Raw genomic sequence first — 26703 nt, forward strand, 5'->3', positions numbered from 1 at the left:
TGAGAGGCGATTTGATCAATTATTTTAACGACAAAAAACAGCTACGCCAAGTAGCTGTTTCACAAATTACTTATACTCGCTCCAATCGATGAAGGCTTAATGGATAATGGCTTTATACCTGCTCTCTCCCAAGCCTTCATTAGCTCGTCTGCTTTTTCTTTTGATGGTAGAAAGGCAATTCCACAATCCCCACCACCAGCTCCTGAAGATTTACCTGCACCACCATATTCCTCCGCCAGATCACATAATTTGCCAAGCAAGGGGGTTTCAATGGCTACATTCGCTTGCTTTCCAACCTCTGAAAGTGCTCTCCTGTTTTGTTTAACGCCCGTTAATAACAAGTCAACATTCTCTTCCTTCATGCCCTGCAAAAAGGTAGAAACTGCTTCTTCACTTGCATCTAAGAACCCTTGATAAGCCACTGGATCATTGCTTTTAAGCAACCTCAACTCATCGACAAGCTTTGCAGTCGAAGCCGGTTTTCCAGTCCACCCTACACAGACAAAGACGGTTTCAGGTAAACGTAAAGGCTTTAATGAAAAGTACTTCCAATCTTTTTCTACCAACTCACTTAGACTTTTCGCATGTATATATGCGTCTTTTAACCATTCCGCCTGGAAGGATGCATATTGTAAAAAGCCGCCATTAGTTGATGCTGCAATATCGGCACCAGATCCGTTTCCTTGAACATTTACATGTGCCAAAGCAGAAAGTTTAAACAATTCATCTTGCTTATAAGTTGGGAAGTACTTTTTAAAAATCGCTGTAATTATAGACGTTACTACTGCAGCACTTGATCCTAAGCCATACTTTACTCCTGTAACATCATCTAGTTCGCTTTTAACTGAAATGGCAAAAGACCCTGGCTGTATATTCTGCTCATGAAGATAGGCCATTGCAATACGCATGGCCTCTTCCACAAAAATTCTCTTTGGATTATCCGTATGTATGGTAAGGGTCCCTTTTTCGAAGTCCCATTTAAGGTCCTCCAATTGGAAGTCATGAAGTGAAACACGATTCTGCTCGCTCTCTTCAATGGTGGTATATACATATCGGTCAACCGCCATTACAACTAATTGGTAGTATGGTTCCAAGACCGCAAACTCGCCAGCTATCATTAACTTCCCAGGTACCTTTATTGTCATCGGTGTATTCGGCAATGGATTTCATCCCTTACAGATAGGTTACTCCCTGTCCAGGCCGGCTCAACCGAATATCGGCAACACCTGGTATGGTACGGAGTGTGTTTTTAATTACTTCCTCGTTCTCCGGTAAATATAATACTTTTACATTGGGCCCTGCGTCAATTGTAAAATATGCGGGAATTCCCTTTTCGCGCATTTCTCTTACCGTTTCCATGACCGTCATCGTCGTATCGTGCCAATATGTAAAAGGTGGGTTTGCACCAAGTGTCGTTGCGTGCATCTTCAGACAATTAGCCTCAGCTACCTCTCCCACCTTTTCAAAATCAAGCTCTTTAATTCCTTCTTTAATTTGATTCATCTCAGCAGGGATACTATCAAGCCATCCTTGATAGAAAGGGGAGGTTTCCACAGTGCGCTTCATTCCAGTGCGACTCGAAACTTTTTTCATCTTGGAAGACAACACAACAGCTGCAACCCGAAGATCCCAATGCTCAGCTGGAGCAATAGGGACAGCATAGGAATCACTTCCATCTTCCTTTGTTCCCATTTCCCATTCAGCAAACCCTCCATAGATCGAACGGCAAGCTGAGCCTGAACCTTGTCTTGTCAAAGCAGAAAGCTCACGTTCTGGTAAGTCTAGACCTATCGCTTTACTTCCGGCAGCCGCTAATGCTGCAAAGCCTGATGCAGAGGAAGCAAATCCCGCAGCAGTAGGTACTTCGTTAACAGAATGAACTGCTGCATGTAAAGACTTCCCTGCATGTTGTCGAATGAGGTCAAGAAAACCCGTAACACGTCTAAGTTGCTCTCCTTCAATAGGTCTTTCATTTAGCGTAAATTGATCCTTCGTGTACTCCTCAGAAAAATCCACGGTTGTAGTGGTATAAAAACCATCCAACGTTAAAGACAAAGAGCTGTTGGTTGGCAATATAATGGATTCGTTTCGTTTCCCCCAATATTTAATCAAGGCAATATTTGTATGTGCTTTAGCTGTTGCCTTCATAATAGTCCCCTTTTTCACTATTTCTTATGGTGCCTTTTAAGCACAAATGGCCATACAGCATGTGCACCAAATTTTCTTAATTTCTCAGCAAGCAATCTTGAATGGACTTCATTTTGAGCAAGGGCAATAATACAGCCGCCGTTACCTCCGCCTGTCAATTTCGCTCCAAGAGCACCTTCTTCACGTGCAAAATCAATAAGCTTGTTTAACCCTGTAGTACTAACTCCTAAAGCTTCCAACTCTTTTTGCGCCTCGTTTAGCATTTGACCAAGCAAATGCTTTCCTCTTTTTTCCAACGCATCTTTTGCCTGATGGGTTAATTCCCCTATGCGATCAAGCTTCCGTTGGATTTTACGCGGAGCTACACGAAGTAAATGCGCTACAGATTCTACTGCCATTCTTGTATCTCCAATGCTTCCGGAATCGGCAACAACGAAATGAAAATCATCATTTAACTCAATGAAATCTGTAGGGTTATCCTTTTCGTACCATACAGGTAATTCAGAAGTTATCGTTAACGTATCAATCCCACTAGGTGCTCCGTGTGCAAATGTTTCTGCAATATTAGCAAGCTTAAGTAGCTCCTCATCTGTGTGCTCAATATCAGCATAAGCAAACAAAGATCTAATAACAGAGATCGCAACCGAAGCACTTGACCCGAGACCTTTCCCAGGAGGCACAGAAGACTTAATCCGGATTAACAGATCTGCTTTCGGTAACTCTAGATATTCAAGGGTTCCACTAATACAGTTAGTGATGCCTTGCAAAGGTTCAGGAGCTAAGCCCAGCGGGCCGTGATAAAACGTGCTATCTATTACGACAGGACCTGGCTCATGTTCTACTACAGATTCTACACCTACTAGAGGAAACGGGATAGCAATAGCCGGTTGTCCGTGTACAACTGCATGCTCCCCAATTAGAATCAGTTTACTATGAGCTATTCCTATAGCTGTTTGTTCTGTTGTTGTAGCTTTTTCTGCACTCATTTTTTAAATTGTTCCACCAATTCTTTAGCTTTTCCGACACGGATTTCTTTTAGTTCCACTAATTTTCCTGCAATGATATCAATCATCTCCCCAGAAGCCCCTGCTGCTATTGCAACAGAGCGAGAATGTAGTGCCATATGTCCTTTTTGAATACCATCTGTCACTAGTGCTTTAAGTGCTCCAAGGTTCTGCGCCAAACCGACGGCAACAATGACCTGGGCCAATTCTTGAGCTGATTCTACGTTCAATATATTTTGTGCTACCTTTGCCATTGGGTGCACACGTATTGCGCCACCAACAGTTCCCACAGACATTGGTAATTCTAATTCTCCAACTAGGTTTCCCTCATTATCTGTAGACCATGTAGTCATCGAACTATATTGTCCTGTTCTTGCGGCATAGGCATGCGCCCCCGCCTCAACTGCACGCCAATCGTTCCCTGTAGCAATAACAATAGGATCGATGCCGTTCATGATTCCTTTGTTGTGGGTAACAGCTCGATATGGATCGGATGCTGCAAATTCGTAAGCATGCACAACACCATCTCGCACTGCTTCCCCGGAAAAGTCACCTGTTTCGAGTAACTTGGCAGGAATGACACATCGTGCCCGCGCAAGGCATCGGTCAGCGTAGTTAGAAAGGATTCTCAAGTAAACCTTCCCATTTGTTAATACTTCAATCGTCGGTGCTAATGATTCCACCATGGTATTAATAATATTCGCTCCCATGGCATCACATGTATTGACATATAAATGCACGACAAGCATCTTACCATAAGTCGAATTAGACGCTTCATTTAAGATCCTTACTTCCAGATCCTCTGCTCCGCCTCCTCTGGCAACCAGACTAGGATATGCGGCATTCGCATCATCAATTAATGAGTCCTTTTCGGATAGAATAGCTGCCTTTGCAGCGTCTAGATCAGGAGCACCTACTACTTGTATCTGCCCGATCATCACTCTTTCCGTTGCTTCTGTAGTAAATCCACCAGCCTCTCGGACAATCTTAGCGATGTAACTGGCTGACGCGACCACAGATGGTTCTTCAATAGCCATTGGTACTACATATTCTTTCCCATTTATTAAGAAGTTCAATCCTACTCCTAAAGGAAGAGGGTATGTTCCAATCACATTTTCAATCATCTTATCTGCGGTATCTGTAGAGAGGGGCTCATGAAAAGCTGCAGCATCATCCACAGAAAGTTGTTCAACACTTTCCAGTGACTCTCTGCGTTCTTCAACCGTTTTATTGTAGAAACCTGGGATCCTGGAAGTTTTCATACGTCTTCATCCTTTTGTATACAATAATTATATATATATAAACTTCGTATTAATTTTGTTAATAAAGTCTTAAATCTAATTTATTATAACACGTTTGGCATCTATATTCTTCAAATAAAATCACTGTAACTATTATGTAAAAAAAAGGGCTAAAATGCAAATAAACAAGGTTGTTTAACAATAAAAACGACCCTGTTTATCTACATTTTCTATATTCAAGTTGTACTCTACGTTCAAATAAAAAGGATGAGCCATGAAGGATTCGAACCTTCGACCCTCTGATTAAAAGTCAGATGCTCTACCAACTGAGCTAATGGCTCGTTCTTAATAAAATGCTCCCATATTAGGAAGTTAAGTGTTATTTTCTTATGTTCGTCGTGTTGCAAACTATTTCAGTGAAGCTGCACTCCTCGCAGGCCTGCACATAGTAGCATACTCGATGATGCTAGCGGCTTGCTCTACCAACTAAGCTAATGGCTCGTGTAAAAAGTAAAGTAAATCCATTTCGATGACCCCTGCTTCTTATAGCTAATTCAGAGATGATTAGTGCATCGGGGTTACTCGTAGCTTATTCGGTAGATGCAATTGCTCGTTGCTCTACCAACTGAGCTAATGGCTCTTAGCAATTAAAAGTTTCCTTATTATAGTAATAATATTACTCTACATAAAAAAAGGCCTAGAAATAAAAAAATGGCTGGGCTACCAGGATTCGAACCTGGGGTACACGGGATCAAAACCCGATGCCTTACCGCTTGGCTATAGCCCAACAATATAAAAATGGTGGAGGGGGGCAGATTCGAACTGCCGAACCCTGAGGGAGCGGATTTACAGTCCGCCGCGTTTAGCCACTTCGCTACCCCTCCATATTGTTAACTATAAATGAGTTAATATACACATAAAAAGAAAAATGGTGCCGGCCAGAGGACTTGAACCCCCAACCTACTGATTACAAGTCAGTTGCTCTACCAGTTGAGCTAGGCCGGCGAATGGTGGAGGATGCAGGGCTCGAACCTGCGACCCCCTGCTTGTAAGGCAGGTGCTCTCCCAGCTGAGCTAATCCTCCATCAATTCAGGATTGAAAAATTGGTGACCCGTACGGGATTCGAACCCGTGTTACCGCCGTGAAAGGGCGGTGTCTTAACCGCTTGACCAACGGGCCATACGAATAAAAATTATATCATATTTTGAAAGAAGATTAAAGTGTTTTCTACATTTTTTTCATTTCTCTCAAACCGACAAAATTTATTATAATCGTTTCTTAAAACTTTGTAAAGAGGAAAATGCGTTTTTTTTATGTTTTTTTCATTTTTAATGAAATATGTAGAAAAACCTCGGTGTCATTCGACCTATTTAGCAAGTCGAAGCAGTGTTATTGGATCGTTTCATAAACATCACATTACTAAATTAAAACACTTTGAACAGGTTAGATTACTCAACTTTACTTTCTAATTGTAATTCAATTGGGTTATAATATAGAAGATCATTTTAATGGAGGTATTTTTCATGTCTAATTTATTGCAAGGCAAGAATGTAGTCGTCATGGGTGTTGCAAGTGAACGAAGTATTGCCTGGGGAATAACAAAATCATTACATAATGCAGGGGCAAATCTGATCTTTACAAATAGACAGGAACGCTCCTATCAAAAACTAACTAAGTTATTAGAGAAAAATGGAATAGAAGCAAAGCTTATCGTGTCATGCGATGTTGCAAGTGATGAAAGTATTACAAATGCATTTGATGAAATAAAGGAGAAGGTTGGCGTTATTCATGGCGTTGTTCATTCGGTAGCATTTGCCAATCGCGATGAACTTAAAGGCGAGTATGCAGACACTTCACGTGAAGGCTTCTTACTGGCACAGGAAATTAGTGCATTTTCCTTAGTTGCCGTGACAAAAGCTGCTAAACCGCTAATGACAGAGGGAGGTAGCATTGTTACCCAAACCTATCTTGGTGCAGAAAGGGTAATTCAAAATTACAACGTGATGGGTGTTGCTAAAGCTTCTCTAGAAGCAAGCATGCGCTATTTAGCAGAAGATGTTGGTAAATACGGAATCCGTGTCAACGCTGTTTCAGCTGGTCCAATTCGTACTTTATCTGCCAAAGGTGTTGGAGGTTTTAACGAAAAACTTGGCATCATTGAAGAAAAAGCACCGTTGCGCCGAAATGTTGATCAAGATCAGGTAGGGGATGCAACCCTATTCTTCTTGAGCGATCTGGCTAGAGGGGTTACTGGTGAAGTCATGCACGTAGATTCTGGATACCATATAATCGGCGGTTAAACAGGAAAAAGACGCTTCTTTGCCTTTATGCAAAAAAGCGTCTTTTATTTTAGGAGGGAATGTGTATGTATGATGCAATCTTTTCTGTTGAGGGAGAGCCTTTTGTCATATTTAAGATATCCCACCTCGTTATGCTGTCCATCTATTTTGTTGGGTTTATATTAATAATTTATTTTAACTCACTAAAAAGGCAACCCTTTTATAAACGTATCTACAATATAATAAGATGGTCCCTCTTTATTCTTTTAATCCTATCAGAAATTAGCTATCAAATTTGGTCAGCAAGCACTGGGATTTGGAATTTAAAGGAGCATATTCCCTTGCATTTATGTGGTGTTGCAAGCATTACAGCAGCCCTAACGCTTTTACTACAAAATAAAATGCTTGCCACTTTAACTTTCTATATTGGCTTAGTACCAGCATTAATAGCGCTAATTACCCCAGATCTGCTATATAATTTTCCGCATTTTCGATTCTGGAAATTTTTTGTGCATCACATCGTTATTTCCTGGGCTAGCCTTTTTGTGATTGTAACTAGTTCTATCACTTTAAAATATAGATCCCTGCTTATAAGCTATGGTCTACTACTAATTTATGCAGCTTTTATTGGGTTTATTGTTAATCCCATTTTAGATGTCAATTATCTCTATCTTAGGAATACCCCTATATCAAATACCCCTTTAAACTATTTCGGGGATGGCGTGCTATACTATGTAAATTTATGCCTTGTAGCTCTCACTGTTTTTTCTATTCAATGGGCAATCGTTCGTTATTTTCAAAATCGTAAGGACTCCGCCGAACCTTTGTTATGAGAGATCAGTTAAATCTAACCAGGATAACATTTCCGCTACAACCGTATTTATCTTTTGATCGATGACATCTTCACCATATTTCTCTTTAGCCTGTGAAATACTTTTCATGACTTCTCCGTTAAACCCAATTACAGGATTATCTTTTTCAAGCTCATTAAATAGCTCAATCATAGCTTCGTTTCCCTCTTGTATACGGTCTATGGCATCACTATATTTTTGATAATCTTTCTCATTAGCTTTCATTATCATCACCTCTTTTTAGCATAACCAAAACTAGGCAATTTCATTTAGAAATGGAGGGGTGAGTACCCCTCCATTTGTTTATTTTGTATAGTACCTTACATAATTAGGATTCGCCGTAATATATAAGCCACTTTTTATTTGATACATATATCCTCCATCTACCGGGAACCTGTCCCGAATGACGGTAAATACTTCTCCTCTGTTTACAATGACGGCACGATCATTCCAGTTAGCAGTGTTATACGTCCAAAGAGAGTCTGTGACGATTTCAACAAATCCCTGTCCGGAACCTCCACCATCTTTCTTTACTAATCCAAGATAAGATGCAATCGAGTCAGCTAGTGCTTTTCCTGTATTATCCATTACCCCATTGTTCCGCATCTTTACAATATCTATGGTAGAATCCATAAAACCGCCTTCAATAAGGATGGCTGGCATGTTGGATTCTCGTAGCATATGAAAGTTTGCCGACTTAACGCCACGATCTCGTAGTCCCATCGCAGTTACAATACTAGGATGAATACTTCGCGCCAGGTTATAACCTGAAGTAGAGCCAGGGTAATGATACGTCTCTGTCCCTGTCCATGTCCCCCATTGCCCTGTATTGGCATTATGGTGGTACGATACTAAAATATCTGCATTAGCGTTGTTAGCAGTATTTGTTCGAGTCGTTAATGGTACATCTGTATTTCCACTAGGATCGTCTAACCTTACTACATTCGCATTCTCGTAACCTCCAAGGTAACGAATAGCAGCCGAAACTACTTTGTTGTTAAAAGTCCATTCTCTTTCACCAGCTGGGGACCTTTTCCCCGGTGTGTTAATACCATGTCCTGCTCCAATTGCAATAATAGCCATAATAAATCTCCTCCTTGATATTTTATAGAACAAAAGCGTAAGAGCCCGATTAGAGACGTAGCGAGTGGAACGAATCAACTGAGATAAAGGAATCACGGTAAGGTTACGAACCGATGATGACTTATCGTAGGGCGATTCGTGAAGTCGCCTAGTCTCTGGGCGATGGAGCCTAGCCGATTAGAAAAACGGCTTGCCCGTGTGGACTAGCCGTTTGACTACTTTGCCAAATTATATTTTTTTAGTACTAGTTTTTGCTGTTCTCCTGTTGCTGTAAGGTAATTATTTTTAAACCACGACCACACAGAGACAGAGAAACATAACAGGTATGCTATCGTTTGCTCATCCAACACGGGTATTGGCTGTAAGTTATAGTGAGTGAGCAGAACATTCGCCCAAGAAATCGCAAGCGCAATGGTTCGTACGACTGTCCCTCTATCCATTTCTACCACCTCTTCTCTACTATTATTTATAAACCAAACGTCAACAGAAAAAATAGAATCTGACATACAAATGCCCCAATCATGGAGATTAGGGCGATTCCCAGGTGCCTTGAGCTTGTCTGGATAGTCTTAATCTTATTGTTGTTCTCAACGGAACGATAGTTTGCCTCTTCGGCCACTTTTTTTGTTTTGGTGAGTGTTTCTTTAACATCTTGTAACTGATCTATTTTCCCATTTAACTCAGCCAGCGACACCTTCACTTCCATAAGCACTGTCAAAAATTCCTTCGTATTTTCCTGTTCCTTTTGATTTAGCATTCCCAACCTCCCTTCTTTGTATGGTGATGTTCCTAACAAGTTGCCTTCAACAGGAACACTTGTTCTATTCCTGTTAAATCTATTGTACAACCCCTTTGTTATCTTTGTCATCTACTGCGCAGAGTGTGTAAAATGTGCAATTTGACGAACAATATCATCCTTTATGTGATATACCTGTCTTCTCGATAAGCCCATATGCTCGCTTACCGCACTAATTGTCATTCCATCTAATATACATTCTAGGATAGCCTTTTCCCTTGGATCTTCAATGGCTATCATTCTCTCCTGGATAAATAAAACCTTTCTCTCCAATTTTATAATCCATCCACTTTTCTTCTCTCTTCGCAATACTTCTTGACCAACAGGGTCACTTACTTTCCCTTTTGTTTTAGGAAGTGTCGATTCAATACCAGATGAAGCAACCAATTTGGATCCTATCTCTTCTTCTAACACGACCCTCTGCCTTTTAATTTCTTTTAACATCCAACGATAGTCTTTTAAAGTACGCTCAATCTGTTTTTCGTTCATCAAAACCTGCCCCCTTATTGAATAGCAATTGTGCATACTTGCTTCTCGTAATTGGTGATAGAGCACCACTTCGTTTATCTTTTCGTATGTCGCTGACAACCCATGTAACAACACAGTTTTTTTGATTAGTAGAATAACCCATGCTGATCCCCCTTTATCATAGAAAAATATGGTATACTATATAGAACGTTTGTTCCTATATTATATTTCTAAAACAGAAATGTAAAGAGGACTTTAGGGCTAAAATTAGTTATTTGTTTCGCAATTAGAAATAATGTTATGATATAGAGAGGTATAAGAAAGGGTTGTTCACGGTGAAATTAGGGGAAAGAATTATCCAATTGCGAGAGAGACAAAACTGGAGCCAACGAGAACTCGCCAAACGTATTCAATTAAATGTGAGCGTAATGAATCGAATTGAATTAGGGGAAAGGCCAGTTAAAGACCATGAACTAGGCCGCATCGCCACAGTACTAGAAGTAACGACAGACTACCTTCTTGGGAGGTCCGAAAATCCAGCTAGGAGTGAAAAGGAAGATTTCGAAGCATTTCGCAATGATCCCGCACTTGAAAGATGGTATAAGACGCTACCACAAAATAGTGAAGAGGATCTACGCAGGTTAAAAAGGATTTGGGAAGCATTTAAAGAAGAATAGTAGGACTTAGCAGAGATCCTTAGCTGATGATTAGGTGTACAAATAGCGGTGCACCTCCTTTTATAAACCAAACACGAACATACATTCTATTTATGGGGAGGTATTCCTTTGTTCTACACTAGAACGGAAACATTTATAAAAGACCTCTTGCTGTCTGTTAACATAAAAAAGCCTGCAGACTTAGGGATTTACACTATGGCGGAAGCACTCCAAATTTCGGTACATCCATGGGAGTTTGGAAGCGAAGCAGTAAGCAGGGATGGGAAATACATTATTTTCTTAAATGAACAAAAAAATGAAAGAGTTCAGTGGCAAGAATTCACGCATGAAGTGGCTCATATAATGTGGCATGTAGGAAGGCAGGAGTTATTACCACCAAGCTTTGTTGAATTACAGGAATGGCAGGCAAACTATTTCAGCTGCCACCTTTGTATCCCAACGTTTATGCTCGAGAAGATTACGATAAAACTGACCCCCCATAACCTAATGGAACTGTTTAACGTGGAGTATAGTTTTGCCTATAAACGAATGGAGATGTTGGAGAATAAGAGAGCGAATATTTAGGAGGGATCTTCCTTGATCTAAAAGAACTATCTACTATCGAATTTACAGAGAGAATTTAGGGAAAAACAGGCGATGAATTAAAGAAACAAAAAAGGCAAATAAAAAAGCCTCTACTCACGTGGAGTAAAGGCTTTTCTTATGAGAGCTTCCAAGCGGATTTGAACCGCTGACCCCTTCCTTACCATGGAAGTGCTCTACCTGCTGAGCTATGGAAGCAGACATAAAAATGGCTCCACAGGTAGGATTCGAACCTACGACCGATCGGTTAACAGCCGATTGCTCTACCACTGAGCTACTGTGGAATAATCTTTATTACTATAACAATCTTAGTTTGTACAACTTGACCGATTATTATACGCAATATATAAAAAAATAGGCCTGGCGGCGTCCTACTCTTGCAGGGGCAAAGCCCCAACTACCATCGGCGCTGGAGAACTTAACTTCTGTGTTCGGCATGAGAACAGGTGTGACCTCTCCGCTATTACTACCAGACCTAATTCATATAGGTCATTTCATGTTTACATAGGACATAAACGGTATTAACCGCAATCCATTGATAACTGACCATATTATATGCATTTTCATCAAAAAATGCAAGGGTTTTTTATACCCTAAAAACTAAATAAGAGATAACAACGAATCAAAAAATGTTAGTTAAGTCCTCGATCTATTAGTATCCGTCAGCTCCACGTGTCACCACGCTTCCACCTCGGACCTATCAACCTCATCGTCTCTGAGGGATCTTACTCACTCGAAGTGATGGGAAGTCTCATCTTGAGGGGGGCTTCATGCTTAGATGCTTTCAGCACTTATCCCTGCCACACGTAGCTACCCAGCTATGCTCCTGGCGGAACAACTGGTACACCAGCGGTGTGTCCATCCCGGTCCTCTCGTACTAAGGACAGCTCCTCTCAAACTTCCAACGCCCACGACGGATAGGGACCGAACTGTCTCACGACGTTCTGAACCCAGCTCGCGTACCGCTTTAATGGGCGAACAGCCCAACCCTTGGGACCGACTACAGCCCCAGGATGCGATGAGCCGACATCGAGGTGCCAAACCTCCCCGTCGATGTGAACTCTTGGGGGAGATAAGCCTGTTATCCCCGGGGTAGCTTTTATCCGTTGAGCGATGGCCCTTCCATGCGGAACCACCGGATCACTAAGCCCGACTTTCGTCCCTGCTCGACTTGTAGGTCTCGCAGTCAAGCTCCCTTGTGCCTTTACACTCTACGAATGATTTCCAACCATTCTGAGGGAACCTTTGGGCGCCTCCGTTACCTTTTGGGAGGCGACCGCCCCAGTCAAACTGCCCGCCTGACACTGTCTCCGAACCGGATTACGGTCCTGGGTTAGAAGGTTCGTACAGCCAGGGTGGTATCCCACGGATGCCTCCACGTAAGCTAGCGCTCACGCTTCGAAGGCTCCCACCTATCCTGTACAAGCTGTACCAACATTCAATATCAGGCTACAGTAAAGCTCCACGGGGTCTTTCCGTCCTGTCGCGGGTAATGCGCATCTTCACGCATAGTATAATTTCACCGGGTCTCTCGTTGAGACAGTGCCCAAGTCGTTGCACCTTTCGTGCGGGTCGGAACTTACCCGACAAGGAATTTCGCTACCTTAGGACCGTTATAGTTACGGCCGCCGTTTACTGGGGCTTCGGTTCTACGCTTCGGCTTGCGCCTAACGCTTCCCCTTAACCTTCCAGCACCGGGCAGGTGTCAGCCCCTATACTTCGCCTTTCGGCTTCGCAGAGACCTGTGTTTTTGCTAAACAGTCGCTTGGGCCTATTCACTGCGGCTCCTCCTAAAAAGGAGCACCCCTTCTCCCGAAGTTACGGGGTCATTTTGCCGAGTTCCTTAACGAGAGTTCTCCCGCTCACCTTAGGATTCTCTCCTCGCCTACCTGTGTCGGTTTGCGGTACGGGCACCTTTGAACTCACTAGAGGCTTTTCTTGGCAGTGTGAAATCTGGAACTTCGGTACTTAATTTCCCTCCCCATCACAGCTTGAACTCAGTTGGACGGATTTGCCTATCCAACATTCTCACTGCTTGGGCGCACACATCCATCGGTGCGCATTCCATATCCTTCTGCGTCCCCCCATTGCTCAAACATTCAAGAGGTGGTACAGGAATATCTACCTGTTGTCCATCGCCTACGCCTTTCGGCCTCGGCTTAGGTCCCGACTAACCCTGAGAGGACGAGCCTTCCTCAGGAAACCTTAGGCATTCGGTGAAAGAGATTCTCACTCTTTTTTCGCTACTCATACCGGCATTCTCACTTCTACGCGCTCCACCAGTCCTCACGGTCTGACTTCACTGCCCGTAGAACGCTCTCCTACCATTGTTCGAAGAACAATCCGCAGCTTCGGTGATACGTTTAGCCCCGGTACATTTTCGGCGCAGAGTCACTCGACCAGTGAGCTATTACGCACTCTTTAAATGGTGGCTGCTTCTAAGCCAACATCCTGGTTGTCTGGGCAACTCCACATCCTTTTCCACTTAACGTATACTTTGGGACCTTAGCTGGCGGTCTGGGCTGTTTCCCTTTCGACTATGAACCTTATCACCCATAGTCTGACTCCCAAGTCTAAGTATCTGGCATTCGGAGTTTGACTGAATTCGGTAACCCGGTGAGGGCCCCTAGTCCAATCAGTGCTCTACCTCCAGTACTCGATGCTTGAGGCTAGCCCTAAAGCTATTTCGGAGAGAACCAGCTATCTCCGTGTTCGATTGGCATTTCACCCCTACCCACACCTCATCCCCGCATTTTTCAACATACGTGGGTTCGGGCCTCCAGTCAGTGTTACCTGACCTTCACCCTGGACATGGGTAGATCACACGGTTTCGGGTCTACGACCGCATACTCAAATCGCCCTATTCAGACTCGCTTTCGCTGCGGCTCCGTGTCTTCCACTTAACCTTGCATACGATCGTAACTCGCCGGTCCATTCTACAAAAGGTACGCCGTCACCCATTAACGGGCTTCGACTACTTGTAGGCACACGGTTTCAGGTTCTCTTTCACTCCCCTCCCGGGGTGCTTTTCACCTTTCCCTCACGGTACTGGTTCACTATCGGTCACTAGGGAGTATTTAGCCTTGGGAGATGGTCCTCCCGGATTCCGACGGAATTTCTCGTGTTCCGCCGTACTCAGGATACACTCCGGAGGAAATTCCTTTTCGATTACAGGGCTCTTACCCGCTATGGCTGATCGTTCCAGATCGATTCATCTAAAGAATTTCTTTGTAACTCCGTGTGGAGTGTCCTACAACCCCAGAAAGCAAGCTTTCTGGTTTGGGCTAATTCCGTTTCGCTCGCCGCTACTTGGGAAATCGCATTTGCTTTCTCTTCCTCCGGGTACTGAGATGTTTCAGTTCCCCGGGTCTGCCTCCAATACCCTATGTATTCAGGTAAAGGTACTGTTCCATTACGAACAGTGGGTTCCCCCATTCGGAAATTCCCGGATCAATGTCTACTTACGACTCCCCGAGACATATCGGTGTTAGTCCCGTCCTTCTTCGGCTCCTAGTGCCAAGGCATCCACCGTGCGCCCTTATTCACTTAACTAAGTTACAGTAAATAAGCGTGCTAATTTCTTAGCCTTGCTATATTCAAGCTGAACAAATTGTTGCAGCTTTAAAAAATGATGTCGTTGTTACTCTTATTTAGTTTTCAAGGTACAAGTGAGAGAATTGCTCCCTCAAAACTGAACCAAACAACTAGTATATCCTTACCGGAAGATTCTCCGAAGAGAATCCTCGGCGTTCCGTTTCTATCCTTAGAAAGGAGGTGATCCAGCCGCACCTTCCGATACGGCTACCTTGTTACGACTTCACCCCAATCATTGGTCCCACCTTCGGCGGCTGGCTCCAAAAGGTTACCTCACCGACTTCGGGTGTTACCAACTCTCGTGGTGTGACGGGCGGTGTGTACAAGGCCCGGGAACGTATTCACCGCGGCATGCTGATCCGCGATTACTAGCGATTCCGGCTTCATGCAGGCGAGTTGCAGCCTGCAATCCGAACTGAGAATGGTTTTATGGGATTTGCTTGACCTCGCGGTTTTGCTTCCCTTTGTTCCATCCATTGTAGCACGTGTGTAGCCCAGGTCATAAGGGGCATGATGATTTGACGTCATCCCCACCTTCCTCCGGTTTGTCACCGGCAGTCACCTTAGAGTGCCCAACTTAATGCTGGCAACTAAGATCAAGGGTTGCGCTCGTTGCGGGACTTAACCCAACATCTCACGACACGAGCTGACGACAACCATGCACCACCTGTCACTCTGTCCCCGAAGGGAACTTCCTATCTCTAGGAATAGCAGAGGATGTCAAGACCTGGTAAGGTTCTTCGCGTTGCTTCGAATTAAACCACATGCTCCACCGCTTGTGCGGGCCCCCGTCAATTCTTTTGAGTTTCAGCCTTGCGGCCGTACTCCCCAGGCGGAGTGCTTAATGCGTTAACTTCAGCACTAAGGGGCGGAAACCCCCTAACACCTAGCACTCATCGTTTACGGCGTGGACTACCAGGGTATCTAATCCTGTTCGCTCCCCACGCTTTCGCTCCTCAGCGTCAGTTACAGACCAGAGAGTCGCCTTCGCCACTGGTGTTCCTCCACATCTCTACGCATTTCACCGCTACACGTGGAATTCCACTCTCCTCTTCTGTACTCAAGTCCTCCAGTTTCCAATGACCGTTCGCGGTTGAGCCGCGAGATTTCACATCAGACTTAAAGGACCGCCTGCGAGCGCTTTACGCCCAATAATTCCGGACAACGCTTGCCCCCTACGTATTACCGCGGCTGCTGGCACGTAGTTAGCCGGGGCTTTCTGGTTAGGTACCGTCAAGGCCGGGTCAGTTACTACCCGACTTGTTCTTCCCTAACAACAGAGTTTTACGATCCGAAAACCTTCATCACTCACGCGGCGTTGCTCCGTCAGACTTTCGTCCATTGCGGAAGATTCCCTACTGCTGCCTCCCGTAGGAGTCTGGGCCGTGTCTCAGTCCCAGTGTGGCCGATCACCCTCTCAGGTCGGCTACGCATCGTCGCCTTGGTGAGCCGTTACCTCACCAACTAGCTAATGCGCCGCGGGCCCATCTGTAAGTGGCAGCCGAAACCGCCTTTCAACTTTCCTTTATGCAAAGAAAAGTATTATCCGGTATTAGCCCCGGTTTCCCGGGGTTATCCCAGTCTTACAGGCAGGTTGCCCACGTGTTACTCACCCGTCCGCCGCTCATTCCACAAGCGTCACCCCCGAAGGGGATCTGCTTGCTTCCTGCGCTCGACTTGCATGTATTAGGCACGCCGCCAGCGTTCGTCCTGAGCCAAGATCAAACTCTCCAAAAAAGTTTGTATCATGTTGACACCAATCAACACAATCTGTCTTAGCTTTCGCAGAATACTGGCTTCTGCTTGTATTTCTTCGAAAAACAGAATATCTGTTTTTCCTTGACATACTAGTTGTTTTGTTCAGTTTTCAAAGAGCAATTTTGTAAGTCGCTAATCAATTTGGCGACTTTATAAATATATCATATTGAGATTATCAAGTCAATGTTTTTTTGAAATTAATTTAAATGATTTTCTCTTAATATGTTTGTCTTGTTGCTGTCTGTTGAAGCAACGTTTATTAATTTATCATGATTCATATTCGAATGCAAGTACATTTTAAAAAGAAATTAAAGAAAAGTATATTCGTATTATTTAGCCAATTCACCTATACCCAGATAATTGAGATATGCTTTGCTTCCTCTGCTTTCACTACCACTTTATAAGTATATAAAAAAGCCCACAGAAGTGTTCCTCCTGTGAGCCATTGTATTTACAACTTATTTATTTCGCATTTGCGGAAACAGCAGCACGTCTCGGATAGACGGCGCATTAGTTAAAAGCATCACTAACCTATCAATCCCAATACCTAAACCACCTGTTGGAGGCATACCGTACTCTAACGCCTCAAGGAAATCATCATCCATAAGATGAGCTTCGTCGTTCCCCTCTGCTCTCTCTTTAACTTGGGCTTCAAAACGTTCACGTTGATCAATTGGATCATTCAATTCACTAAACGCGTTTGCATGCTCGCGCCCTACAATAAATAATTCAAAGCGATCTGTAAAACGTTCATCCTCTGGGTTTTTCTTAGCTAATGGAGAAATAGCCACAGGATGACCATATACAAAGGTAGGCTGAATTAGAGTCTCTTCTACTTTTTGCTCGAAAAATTCATTTACTACATGGCCAAACGACATGGTTTCTCTTATCTCAATGCCATTTTCCTTCGCAAGCTCTCTTGCTTCTTCATCAGTCATTTCCTTCCAAAAATCTACTCCTGTTGCTTCTTTAACGGCATCAACCATATGCACTCTTCTCCATGCAGGCTCAAGGTTCACTTCTTCTTCGCCATAGGTGATCTTCGTTGTTCCTAGAACCTCTTTTGCAATATGGGCGATTAGGTTCTCTGTTAAAGCCATTACATCCTTATAGTCTGCGTATGCTTCATACAGTTCAATCATTGTGAATTCTGGGTTGTGCCTTGTAGATACACCTTCATTACGGAAAACACGACCAATTTCATACACCTTTTCTAAACCACCTACAATAAGGCGTTTTAGATGTAGTTCAATTGCTATACGCATATATAAAGGAATATCTAGCGCATTGTGATGTGTTTCAAATGGACGAGCAGATGCTCCACCAGGAATTCCATGCATCATAGGCGTCTCCACTTCTAAGAAGCCTTGTCCATCCAAATAACGTCTCATAGATTGAATGATTTTACTTCGTAATACAAATGTTTCCCTGCTATCTAGATTCGTTATAAGATCTAAGTACCGCTGGCGATAACGCTGTTCAATATCTTTAAGTCCATGATACTTTTCAGGTAATGGGCGAAGTGATTTTGTTAGTAACTGAAATTCAGTCGCTTTAACAGAAAGCTCTCCGACATTTGTCTTGAACATAACCCCTGTCACACCGACAATATCCCCAAGGTCAGTTGATTGGAATACTTCATATGCTTCTTCACCGACAGAATCTTTACGAATGTATAATTGAATTTGACCACTTAGATCTTGAATATGTGCAAAACCTGCTTTTCCTTTTCCTCTTTTGGTCATCAATCTTCCTGCTATTGTCACGCTATCTGTCTTTTCTTCTAGTTCTTCCTTCGTAAACTGGTCATAAGAAGCAAGTAATTCTTGCGCAAGATGTGTACGCTCAAATTTGCTGCCAAATGGATCAAGCCCTTGCTCTCTGTAGCTATTTAACTTATCACGTCTTACCCGCATATGTTCATTTAATTCTTCTGACACCACTATCACTCCTGTCATTAATGTAAAATATCTAATTTTAATGTATAACTGCCTAAGTCGAGCTGACTGATGTTCTGCATCACGTTTGATACCACCATGGTCCCTGTTTGAAATATATTAGTTTTACAAGGGATAAATAATTGGTGATGGTTCCCATTATGATTGGATCTCTTCAGTTTGTTTCTCCAATACTAGTTCTTCTTTAGATATCTCTAGAAATTTTGTTATCTTCTTTAGCAGTTCTTCGTCCGCTTCTTTCGTTCCTCGTTCTACCGCCCCTATAACCGCGATAGGAATTTCTACCTTTTCAGCAAACGCTATTTGTGTATACCCCTTTAATTTACGGAAGGCCTTTATCCTTCTTCCGACTCGCTTCGCATCCATATACGTACATCCTTTATGTCTGTTTCTGGAAGTTCTCTCATTAATTCCTTCACGTTTTTCCCAAGTTCTTTAATTTCTAATGATGACGCAATTTCAAGTAATGGTATAAGAACAAAAGCTCGTTGATGCATTCTTGGGTGAGGAATAATTAATCGTTCCGTTTTACTATTTTCTTGATTATAAAGCAAAATGTCAAGGTCTATTGTGCGAGGGCCAAAGCGTATCCCCCTTTTTCTACCAAGCAGTTGTTCAATTTCCTGGCATTTATCCAACAACGTCAAGGGAGAATCAGTAGTATGGACCTCCACCACCATATTTAAAAAGTCCGCCTGATTTGCATAACCAACGGGAGCTGTTTCATAAATAGAAGACACCTTTTCTACCCTTATTTCCGAATAGTCGTTCAGCAGTTTTATTGCCTCTTGAAGATGTCCTTCTCTCGGTTCAATGTTTGTTCCTAATGCGATAAATACTATATTCATTCTATCTCTCCCTATATATTTCAACAGCAACCGAATGATAATGTCCTGGTATTGGTGGGTCAGGTTTGATTACCTTCACTCTGCAGGCTGCAAGCATGGAAAAAGAGTGTAACAATTCATCCGAAATTGCCTCTGCAACGGATTCAATTAGGTTCATAGCTTTCCCTTCGACGACTTCTTTAATCTTCTCATAAGCTTGTCCATAATGAATGGAGTCATGCATATTGTCTGACTTTCCAGCCTTCTGTAGGCTAACAAACAACTCCACATCCACATTAAACCGCTGACCGAGTTTGTTTTCCTCTGGGAGTAAGCCATGATACCCATAAAACTGCAGACCATTAAGTATAATCTTATCCAAATGTAACACTCCCCGCTCTATGCATTGCATCTGTCATGACTGCTAGTTCTTTATTCAATCTTACATTGTGTACCCGAACGATCTTCACGCCCTTGGTAATCCCTAGGCACGTCGTTGCACCTGTTCCTACATCACGCTGTTTCGCCTCATTCCCAAGCACATGACCGATAAATCGTTTACGTGAGGTTCCTAATAACAGCGGGAATCCTAGTGCATGAAAGGCCTCAAGGTTATTCATCACCTTAAGATTATCTTCTCCCGTTTTCGCAAAGCCAACCCCAGGGTCAACTATAATATTCTCTTTTTTCACACCTGCTGACAAAGCGATATCGATGCTTTCAATAAGATCGCGCTTCATGTCCTCAATAAGATCGTTATAACTCATATTATCACGGTTATGCATCAAGATGATCGGGGCACCGTATTCCGCAGCAACTTTTGCAATAGCCGGCTCCTTCTTCGCTCCCCACACATCATTAATTATAGTTGCTCCAGCTTCAAGAGCTCTTCTCGCTGTTTCAGCTTTATAGGTATCAATCGATATCGGAATCGATACCTTTTCCCTTATAGCCTCAATCGCAGGGATAACGCGCTTTAACTCCTCTTCTAGAGCGACCGGGTCATGATCTGGTCGAGTGGATTCCCCGCCAATATCAAGAATATCTGCCCCTTCCTTTTCCATAAGGATTGCTTGCTCTACTGCTTTTTCCGTAGATTCATAGCTACCTCCATCAGAAAAGGAATCTGGCGTCACATTCAAAATACCCATAATATGTGTTCTTTCTGTTAGATCATATATTAAATGTTCTGTTTTGATTTTCACCTAAATCGAACCTTCTTTCGCACCCTTAATTCACCTACTATCGTACCACAATCCGGAATGGCAGGCGACCTGTTGAAATTCATTTAAAGGACATACAACAAAAGAAAAAGCCAGCCCCTCTTAAGGTACTGACCTTTACTTGTTGATTCCTTACTTATCTTCTTCAAATTGGTATAGTGGAGTAGATAAATAACGCTCTCCATTATCAGGGAATACAGCAAGAACTTTTTTCCCTTTGCCAAGTTGTTTTGCAACCTTTTTAGCTGCCGCTACCGCCGCACCAGCTGAGATTCCGCCAAGTATTCCATTCGTAGTAGCCACTTCACGAGAGGTAGCAAAGGCTTCATCATTTGAAATACGAAGAACGTCATCATATACTTTTGTATCCAGTATTTTCGGAACAAATCCTGCTCCAATACCTTGAATTTTATGGGGACCAGGTTTCTCCCCAGATAGGATAGCCGAATCCTCTGGCTCAACAGCGTAAATTTTTATTTCTTTAAAGTGGTCTTTCAATACTTTACCCGCACCTGTAATCGTACCACCTGTGCCGATACCAGAAACGAAAGCATCAAGCCCATCTTTCATTTGCTCTACAATTTCAGTTCCTGTAGCTCGTGCATGGATTTCAGGGTTAGCTTCATTGTTAAATTGCTGTGGCATAAAATAGCCATTTTCCTTTTGCAATTCTTCTGCTTTACTGATGGCGCCTTTCATTCCCTCTGCACCTGGAGTAAGGACAAGCTTCGCTCCATATGCACGCAATAGATTTCTCCGCTCTTTACTCATTGTATCTGGCATAACAAGAACTGCTTGGTACCCTTTAGCTGCTGCTACCATTGCGAGGCCAATCCCTGTGTTTCCACTAGTTGGCTCGATAATCGTATCACCAGCCTTTAAAGCACCTTCTTTCTCAGCTGCTTCTATCATGGCCAATGCAATTCGATCCTTGACTGAACTTCCAGGATTCATAAATTCAAGCTTTACATAAATGTCAGCACTGTTTTCTTCTGATACTCCATTTAATTTCACGATTGGAGTCTGGCCAATTAGTCCAGTAATATTATCAGCTACTCTCATTCAAACCCCTCCTAATTCCTAGTCATTTTGTATGATTTAATTCTAATGTACGTTTTATCAGTCTAAATGTCAACTAATAGTAGTCTATTCACCATACACCCATTCAATGTCTAGTTCATCCCATAGCGGGTCAGCAGTTAAAGTCTGATCAAGTTCATGCATTGCTAGTTCACTTTTTACGTATGGCTTCATTTCGTCATAAGTAAAGTCAATTGCTGGCAAACTTTTGTGTAGATAAACGATGGCATAATTGTTACCTACAGCAAAAGGGTTACCATATGAATGCTCATCCATTTCTGCTACCTTTTCTTTATAGCCATTAGGAAAGAATTGACTTGTAGTAAAAATGTAGCCCATATAGCCACCATTATCTCTAGTTTCCTCATCTATAGAGTACTCTTGGGCAAGCATATCGAAAGAGGCACCACTATCCAACTCTTCTTTTACCTTGTTGGCTGTTTCTTCATCTTCTACCACAATGTGCGAGAGCTGCATAGACGGGGTGACATTGTATTGGTTGCCATACGTTTGGTAATGACTTTGTAAATCTCCCTCTGGGATTTCCGTTCCTTCCGTTAACAGCATTTCTAACTGGTATCGGTAACGGATGTCTTCTCTCCAGCCTTCTTGCGCTTTGTCGTACTCTTCTTCCGTCATTACGCCTTGCATTGCTGTCAGCATTGAAACTTCCCGGTCAATCACTTTTTCATCTATTTCTATTCCTTTATCATTCGCCATTTGATTTACAACGCGGTGGTCAATTAACGTTTTTAATTGTTTTTCACCATGGTTTGAACGCAAGCTACTCATCCAATTTTCATAGGTGATTTCATCTTCACCAATTGTTGCAACTGGTTCTTTCGTATTAATGGCCGGTCCACCCTCATCCTCTTCACTTCCAGATGGTTGCTCCTCACTGTTCCAAAAGGTTAAAGAAGCGATATTGGTAATGATTAGGATAACGATAATGCCGAGCAATAATTTTTTTGACATCTCTCCATTCCCCCTGTACACCCTTACTTACTCTATTGCTTTAAAGTCTTTAACTCTTCCTCAGTAAAAACATATTTCTCGTTGCAGAAATGACAACTTGCCTCAGCACCATGATCTTCCTGAATCATGTTTTCTATCTCTTCATTCCCTAAACCAATTATAGCCTGCTCAAGTCTTTCTCTTGAACATCTACAACGGAATTCAAGTGGTAACTTCTCATGAATTTTTAGCTCATCTTCACCAAGTAATCGTTCAAGTACTTCTTCTGGGCTATTCCCTTCTCTAATAAGAGAAGATATAGGTGGTATGGATTCTATTTGCTTTTCTAATCGTGTAATGATTTCATCGTCAGCGCCGGGCATGATTTGTAAAATAAATCCCCCCGCTGCCAAAATAGTGTGATCCGGGTTCACGAGAACTCCCGCTCCTACCGCAGAAGGAACTTGCTCCGAATTTGCAAAGTAATAAGTAAAGTCTTCACTAATTTCCCCGGAAATAACCGGAACTTCCCCTGTAAAGAAATCTTTAAGTCCTAAATCCTTAATAATGCTTAGATTCCCTTCCGTTCCTACTGCTCTTGCAACATCGAGCTTTCCTTTGGCATTCAAATCAAAGTCTACATGAGGATTGGATACATAACCTCGGACATGTCCGTTCGCGTTAGCGTCCGCAATAATCGCACCAATTGGTCCTCCCCCTTCAACTTTTACAGTTAGTGAATCTTCCCCTTTAAGCATAGCTCCCATCATTGCTGTAATGGTTATCGTCCTACCCAGTGCAGCAGATGCCGTTGCCCATGTATCATGCCTTCTGCGCGCTTCTTCTACTGTTTCCGTAGAGGTTGCGGCATATGCTCTTACTTTCCCCTGGTAAGCCGTTGCTTTTATTATATAATCGTTCATGCTGTTTTCCTCCTTCTGTATGCTATTGCTTTTGATTCTTTTGATAGATCAGGTTAAGTCCTTTTAATGTTAGATGTGGCTCTACATGGTCAATAGTTTCAGAGGCATGGGAAATTAATGAAGCTAACCCACCTGTAGCAATAACAGTTGCCTCGATATTGTTTTGTTCCTTAATACGTTTTACTATTCCATCAACTTGTCCCACATATCCATAAAACATACCCGATTGCATTGCTTCTACTGTGGAAACCCCCACTACGCGTTCTGGTGGTACAAATTCTATTTTTGGCAATTTAGATGCCTTACTGTAGAGTGCTTCCATCGACACGTTTATGCCCGGGGAAATAACTCCACCTACATATTCTTCATCCTTATTGATATAGCAATAGGTTGTCGCTGTACCAAAATCAATGATTATTAATGGTCCCTTGTATTCCGTGATGGCGCCAACCGCATTTACTATACGATCCGCTCCAATCTCTTGTGGATTCGGATACTGCATTTTAAGATGGGATTGAACATCTGCCTTCCCGATAACCATTGGTTTTATATTAAAATAAAGCTTGCACATTCTTTCCAATGCAAACATTATCGGTGGAACAACAGATGAAATGATAACCCCATGCATATCTGAAAAGGCAATCCCTTTATGATCAAGTAAAGACTTTATTAGCATTCCAAATTCATCTTCTGTTTTATAACGGTCTGTTTTAATCCGCCATTCGTGTTTAAGCTCGTCCTGTTCAAACACCCCCAGAACCGTATTCGTGTTTCCTACATCCAGTACAAATAGCATATCGTATCCAGACCCTTCTATATAAACCTTTTTATCCCCTTTTTACAACTTATAATATAACATAATTCAACATGGAATGTGCAATGTCCAGATTCTATGCTGAATATGCTGAATCGAATTTATGAGCTTCCTGATTAGAGGAGCTCCCATATAGAAAGAGGTTCATCCACTATGAACTTCATTTCCTGCAAGTTCTCTCTCCTTTTTGACGTTCATCTCCACTATGAACCTCATTTCCAGCAGGATCTAACAACTAAACGGCGTTCATCTTCAGTATGAACTCCGCCCAAAAAAGGAGCTCTCCCATACAAGCAAAAGGCAGCTCCCCTAAATAGGAGAGCTGCCTTATTATTACTTTCTATTACTTGTTATCTTTTTCATCATCATCACCAGAAGCTGGCTTGTTGTCCTGCATGATTGGATCATTAATGTAACGATCTTCAGTGCGTTTAGTCTCTTCTTCTTCCTTTGCCTCTTCGAAAGACTCTGGCTCATCTTCTTTAGATTGTATATTTACTTTCACATCTTTAGATTCTGTACCGTAATCCTCTGGCTCTGGAAGTGTACCATCTTCAAACAGTGATTTGATTTGCTTCGCATCAAGTGTTTCCACGTCAAGAAGCGTTTTGGCAACCAGCTCAAGCTTATCGCGATTTTCCGTTAAAATTGTTTTCGCGCGCTCATAGCAGTAATTAATGAAATTCTGCATCTCTTGGTCAATATCTCGTGCAATAGAGTCACTATAGTTTTGCTCATTGCCGATATCTCTTCCAAGGAACACATCGCCGCCACCGCCGCTCGTAAATTGAAGCGGTCCAATTTTATCACTCATACCATATTCAGTAATCATCTTACGAGCAATGCCTGTTGCACGCTGGAAGTCATTATGTGCCCCAGTACTTACTTCACCGAAGATAATTTCTTCGGCAACACGTCCACCAAGGAGACCTGTGATCTTATCAAAAAGCTCTGGTTTTGTCATAAAGTAACGATCTTCTCTAGGAAGCATGACAGCATAACCACCAGCTTGACCACGAGGAACGATTGTAACCTTGTGGACCATATCAGCATCATCTAAGACCATTCCGATAATTGTATGCCCACTTTCATGGTATGCAACAATATTACGCTCTTTTTGTGAAATAACTCTACTCTTCTTCGCAGGACCAGCAATTACTCTGTCGATCGCTTCATCGACATCAAGCATGTTGATTTCAGCTCGGTCTGAACGAGCTGCAACAAGTGCTGCCTCATTGAGCAAGTTTTCCAGATCCGCACCAGAGAATCCTGGCGTACGCATCGCAATTACTTTCATATCTACTGTGTCATCTAATGGTTTGTTTCTTGCGTGAACTTGTAATACTTCCTGACGACCTTTTACATCTGGGCGATCTACCGTAATTTGACGGTCAAAACGTCCTGGACGTAAGAGTGCTGGGTCAAGGATATCTGCACGGTTTGTTGCAGCAATGATAATGATACCTTCATTTACACCAAATCCGTCCATTTCTACTAGCAATTGGTTTAGCGTTTGCTCACGTTCATCATGGCCACCGCCAAGCCCAGCGCCACGCTGTCTACCTACTGCATCAATTTCATCGATAAAGATAATACATGGTGCATTCTTCTTGGCATTTTCAAATAAATCACGTACACGAGAAGCACCAACACCAACAAACATTTCAACAAAGTCCGAACCACTGATAGAGAAGAACGGTGTTCCAGCTTCCCCAGCAACTGCACGTGCCAACAATGTTTTACCTGTACCTGGAGGTCCTACAAGCAGTACCCCTTTTGGAATTCTTGCACCAACAGTAGAGAACTTACGTGGATCCTTCAAAAAGTCCACTACTTCAACGAGCTCTTGTTTCTCTTCATCAGCACCTGCTACATCTTTAAAACGTACCTTTTTCTTTTCTTCACTGTACATTTTAGCTTTGCTTTTACCAAAGTTCATGACACGGCCACCGCCGCCGCCACCTTGGGCCTGGCTAAGTATAAATAAGAAGAACAGTCCGATAATTAGAAACGGTATCATAGTAGTTAGAAAAGTTACCCAAGCACTTGGTTGTTCCTCTTCTTCTACCTTAAGTATACTTTGTTCCTGAGCCTGATCTGTAATCGAGGCAACTATATCTGTATTATCTGGAACTTGTGCTACGAATTGTTTTTCTTCATCCGTAAGAGTTCCGGAGTAGCGGATAATACCATTTGCTGGCTGCATCGTCATTTCTTCGATTTCACCATTATTTAAAGCATCCGTAAATTGTTTTACATTAAATTGTTCTGCTTCTTCATTCTGTCCGTTAAATACTCCTATAACGCCGACAACGACGAAAAATATGAGTACCCAGAAGAATACATTGCGAAATATCCGATTCATTGCCTACCTCCTCCCAAGCGGGAAAAACTATATAACATCGTACCATAAGAAAAAGTTGGAATACAACTAATTCCCCT

Annotated in this window: 24 protein-coding genes, 8 tRNA genes and 3 rRNA genes; 4 read left to right on the plus strand and 31 right to left on the minus strand. The window is 42.6% G+C overall.

What is annotated here, in order from left to right; genetic code table 11:
- Positions 1 to 59: 59 nt before the first annotated feature.
- From BN985_RS01750 to BN985_RS01795, 10 genes are all read right to left on the minus strand, one after another.
- On the minus strand, positions 60 to 1160 hold the full coding sequence (locus BN985_RS01750; RefSeq protein ID WP_052360584.1) for a phosphomevalonate kinase: 1101 nt from the start codon (positions 1158 to 1160) through the stop codon (positions 60 to 62).
- A gap of 13 nt (positions 1161 to 1173) precedes the next feature.
- A complete protein-coding gene (gene mvaD / locus BN985_RS01755; protein ID WP_042220734.1) occupies positions 1174 to 2148 on the minus strand; it encodes a diphosphomevalonate decarboxylase in 975 nt (324 codons plus the stop codon).
- 17 nt (positions 2149 to 2165) lie between these two features.
- A complete protein-coding gene (gene mvk / locus BN985_RS01760) occupies positions 2166 to 3134 on the minus strand; it encodes a mevalonate kinase (RefSeq protein WP_042220735.1) in 969 nt (322 codons plus the stop codon).
- Positions 3131 to 4414 (minus strand): hydroxymethylglutaryl-CoA reductase, degradative, encoded by a 1284-nt coding sequence (locus BN985_RS01765; protein WP_042220736.1) that lies wholly within the window; start codon positions 4412 to 4414, stop codon positions 3131 to 3133. The genes mvk and BN985_RS01765 overlap by 4 nt, the downstream gene beginning before the upstream one ends.
- Positions 4415 to 4661: 247 nt before the next feature.
- Positions 4662 to 4734 (minus strand) — tRNA-Lys (locus BN985_RS01770).
- Between the two features lie 371 nt (positions 4735 to 5105).
- A tRNA-Gln gene (locus BN985_RS01775) sits at positions 5106 to 5180 on the minus strand.
- A gap of 12 nt (positions 5181 to 5192) precedes the next feature.
- Positions 5193 to 5277, minus strand: a tRNA-Tyr gene (locus BN985_RS01780).
- A gap of 45 nt (positions 5278 to 5322) precedes the next feature.
- Positions 5323 to 5398, minus strand: a tRNA-Thr gene (locus BN985_RS01785).
- A gap of 3 nt (positions 5399 to 5401) precedes the next feature.
- A tRNA-Val gene (locus BN985_RS01790) sits at positions 5402 to 5477 on the minus strand.
- Positions 5478 to 5498: 21 nt separating this feature from the next.
- Positions 5499 to 5573 (minus strand) — tRNA-Glu (locus BN985_RS01795).
- Positions 5574 to 5917: 344 nt separating this feature from the next.
- Here BN985_RS01795 and fabI point away from each other — a divergent pair.
- The gene (gene fabI / locus BN985_RS01800) at positions 5918 to 6694 is read left to right on the plus strand and encodes an enoyl-ACP reductase FabI (RefSeq protein ID WP_042220737.1); all 777 of its coding nucleotides are present in this window, start codon (positions 5918 to 5920) and stop codon (positions 6692 to 6694) included.
- Between the two features lie 65 nt (positions 6695 to 6759).
- Positions 6760 to 7506 (plus strand): YwaF family protein, encoded by a 747-nt coding sequence (locus tag BN985_RS01805; RefSeq protein WP_042220739.1) that lies wholly within the window; start codon positions 6760 to 6762, stop codon positions 7504 to 7506.
- Here the strand turns inward: BN985_RS01805 and BN985_RS01810 are convergent.
- The 6 genes from BN985_RS01810 to BN985_RS18885 form a co-directional block, all read right to left on the minus strand.
- Positions 7501 to 7749, minus strand: coding sequence for a hypothetical protein (locus BN985_RS01810; protein ID WP_042220740.1), 249 nt, complete (start codon positions 7747 to 7749; stop codon positions 7501 to 7503). The two genes, BN985_RS01805 and BN985_RS01810, sit on opposite strands and share 6 nt — an antisense overlap.
- 78 nt (positions 7750 to 7827) lie before the next feature.
- Complete coding sequence (locus BN985_RS01815; RefSeq protein ID WP_042220742.1) at positions 7828 to 8607, minus strand: N-acetylmuramoyl-L-alanine amidase; 780 nt, start codon at positions 8605 to 8607, stop codon at positions 7828 to 7830.
- Between the two features lie 215 nt (positions 8608 to 8822).
- Entirely contained in the window at positions 8823 to 9113 is a 291-nt protein-coding gene (locus BN985_RS01820) for a phage holin (RefSeq protein WP_232225518.1), read from the minus strand.
- On the minus strand, positions 9074 to 9364 hold the full coding sequence (locus BN985_RS01825) for a hypothetical protein (RefSeq protein WP_042220744.1): 291 nt from the start codon (positions 9362 to 9364) through the stop codon (positions 9074 to 9076). The genes BN985_RS01820 and BN985_RS01825 overlap by 40 nt, the downstream gene beginning before the upstream one ends.
- Before the next feature lie 111 nt (positions 9365 to 9475).
- Positions 9476 to 9892 carry a helix-turn-helix domain-containing protein gene (locus BN985_RS01830; protein ID WP_042220745.1) on the minus strand — a complete coding sequence of 139 codons (417 nt, stop codon included), beginning with the start codon at positions 9890 to 9892 and terminating at the stop codon, positions 9476 to 9478.
- The gene (locus tag BN985_RS18885; protein WP_156960056.1) at positions 9873 to 10034 is read right to left on the minus strand and encodes a hypothetical protein; all 162 of its coding nucleotides are present in this window, start codon (positions 10032 to 10034) and stop codon (positions 9873 to 9875) included. Before BN985_RS18885 ends, BN985_RS01830 begins: the two co-directional genes overlap by 20 nt.
- Positions 10035 to 10206: 172 nt before the next feature.
- On the opposite strand from BN985_RS18885, the gene BN985_RS01835 reads away from it, so the two are divergent.
- Complete coding sequence (locus BN985_RS01835; protein ID WP_042220746.1) at positions 10207 to 10548, plus strand: helix-turn-helix domain-containing protein; 342 nt, start codon at positions 10207 to 10209, stop codon at positions 10546 to 10548.
- 108 nt (positions 10549 to 10656) lie between these two features.
- Positions 10657 to 11112 (plus strand): ImmA/IrrE family metallo-endopeptidase, encoded by a 456-nt coding sequence (locus tag BN985_RS01840; protein WP_042220747.1) that lies wholly within the window; start codon positions 10657 to 10659, stop codon positions 11110 to 11112.
- A 143-nt stretch (positions 11113 to 11255) separates the two neighbouring features.
- On the opposite strand, the gene BN985_RS01845 is transcribed toward BN985_RS01840, so the two are convergent.
- From BN985_RS01845 to ftsH, 15 genes are all read right to left on the minus strand, one after another.
- Positions 11256 to 11328, minus strand: a tRNA-Thr gene (locus tag BN985_RS01845).
- An 11-nt stretch (positions 11329 to 11339) separates the two neighbouring features.
- Positions 11340 to 11414: transfer RNA gene (locus BN985_RS01850), tRNA-Asn, on the minus strand.
- A 74-nt stretch (positions 11415 to 11488) separates the two neighbouring features.
- Positions 11489 to 11604 (minus strand): 5S ribosomal RNA (gene rrf, locus BN985_RS01855).
- Between the two features lie 158 nt (positions 11605 to 11762).
- Positions 11763 to 14682 (minus strand): 23S ribosomal RNA (locus BN985_RS01860).
- A gap of 215 nt (positions 14683 to 14897) precedes the next feature.
- Positions 14898 to 16461 (minus strand): 16S ribosomal RNA (locus tag BN985_RS01865).
- Together the 16S, 23S and 5S rRNA genes with 2 tRNA genes alongside form the textbook arrangement of a ribosomal RNA operon.
- A 479-nt stretch (positions 16462 to 16940) precedes the next feature.
- On the minus strand, positions 16941 to 18440 hold the full coding sequence (lysS, locus tag BN985_RS01870; RefSeq protein WP_198029959.1) for a lysine--tRNA ligase: 1500 nt from the start codon (positions 18438 to 18440) through the stop codon (positions 16941 to 16943).
- Between the two features lie 138 nt (positions 18441 to 18578).
- Positions 18579 to 18806, minus strand: a complete 228-nt coding sequence (locus tag BN985_RS01875) for a helix-turn-helix domain-containing protein (protein WP_042220749.1) — start codon at positions 18804 to 18806, stop codon at positions 18579 to 18581.
- Entirely contained in the window at positions 18776 to 19288 is a 513-nt protein-coding gene (folK, locus tag BN985_RS01880) for a 2-amino-4-hydroxy-6-hydroxymethyldihydropteridine diphosphokinase (RefSeq protein WP_042220750.1), read from the minus strand. The genes BN985_RS01875 and folK overlap by 31 nt, the downstream gene beginning before the upstream one ends.
- Position 19289: 1 nt before the next feature.
- On the minus strand, positions 19290 to 19649 hold the full coding sequence (gene folB, locus BN985_RS01885) for a dihydroneopterin aldolase (RefSeq protein WP_042220751.1): 360 nt from the start codon (positions 19647 to 19649) through the stop codon (positions 19290 to 19292).
- Positions 19642 to 20418 (minus strand): dihydropteroate synthase, encoded by a 777-nt coding sequence (gene folP, locus BN985_RS01890; RefSeq protein ID WP_084157495.1) that lies wholly within the window; start codon positions 20416 to 20418, stop codon positions 19642 to 19644. Before folP ends, folB begins: the two co-directional genes overlap by 8 nt.
- A 204-nt stretch (positions 20419 to 20622) precedes the next feature.
- Positions 20623 to 21552 carry a cysteine synthase A gene (cysK, locus tag BN985_RS01895; RefSeq protein ID WP_042220754.1) on the minus strand — a complete coding sequence of 310 codons (930 nt, stop codon included), beginning with the start codon at positions 21550 to 21552 and terminating at the stop codon, positions 20623 to 20625.
- 84 nt (positions 21553 to 21636) lie between these two features.
- Positions 21637 to 22545 carry a peptidylprolyl isomerase gene (locus BN985_RS01900; RefSeq protein WP_042220755.1) on the minus strand — a complete coding sequence of 303 codons (909 nt, stop codon included), beginning with the start codon at positions 22543 to 22545 and terminating at the stop codon, positions 21637 to 21639.
- A 32-nt stretch (positions 22546 to 22577) separates the two neighbouring features.
- Entirely contained in the window at positions 22578 to 23447 is an 870-nt protein-coding gene (gene hslO / locus BN985_RS01905; RefSeq protein ID WP_042220757.1) for an Hsp33 family molecular chaperone HslO, read from the minus strand.
- Positions 23448 to 23469: 22 nt separating this feature from the next.
- Positions 23470 to 24243 (minus strand): type III pantothenate kinase, encoded by a 774-nt coding sequence (locus BN985_RS01910; protein WP_042220758.1) that lies wholly within the window; start codon positions 24241 to 24243, stop codon positions 23470 to 23472.
- A gap of 361 nt (positions 24244 to 24604) precedes the next feature.
- Entirely contained in the window at positions 24605 to 26626 is a 2022-nt protein-coding gene (gene ftsH / locus BN985_RS01915) for an ATP-dependent zinc metalloprotease FtsH (protein WP_042220759.1), read from the minus strand.
- Between the last annotated feature and the right edge of the window lie 77 nt (positions 26627 to 26703).

The sequence above is a fragment of the Oceanobacillus manasiensis genome, from assembly GCF_000724085.1.
Lineage (GTDB): Bacteria > Bacillota > Bacilli > Bacillales > Amphibacillaceae > Oceanobacillus_B > Oceanobacillus_B manasiensis.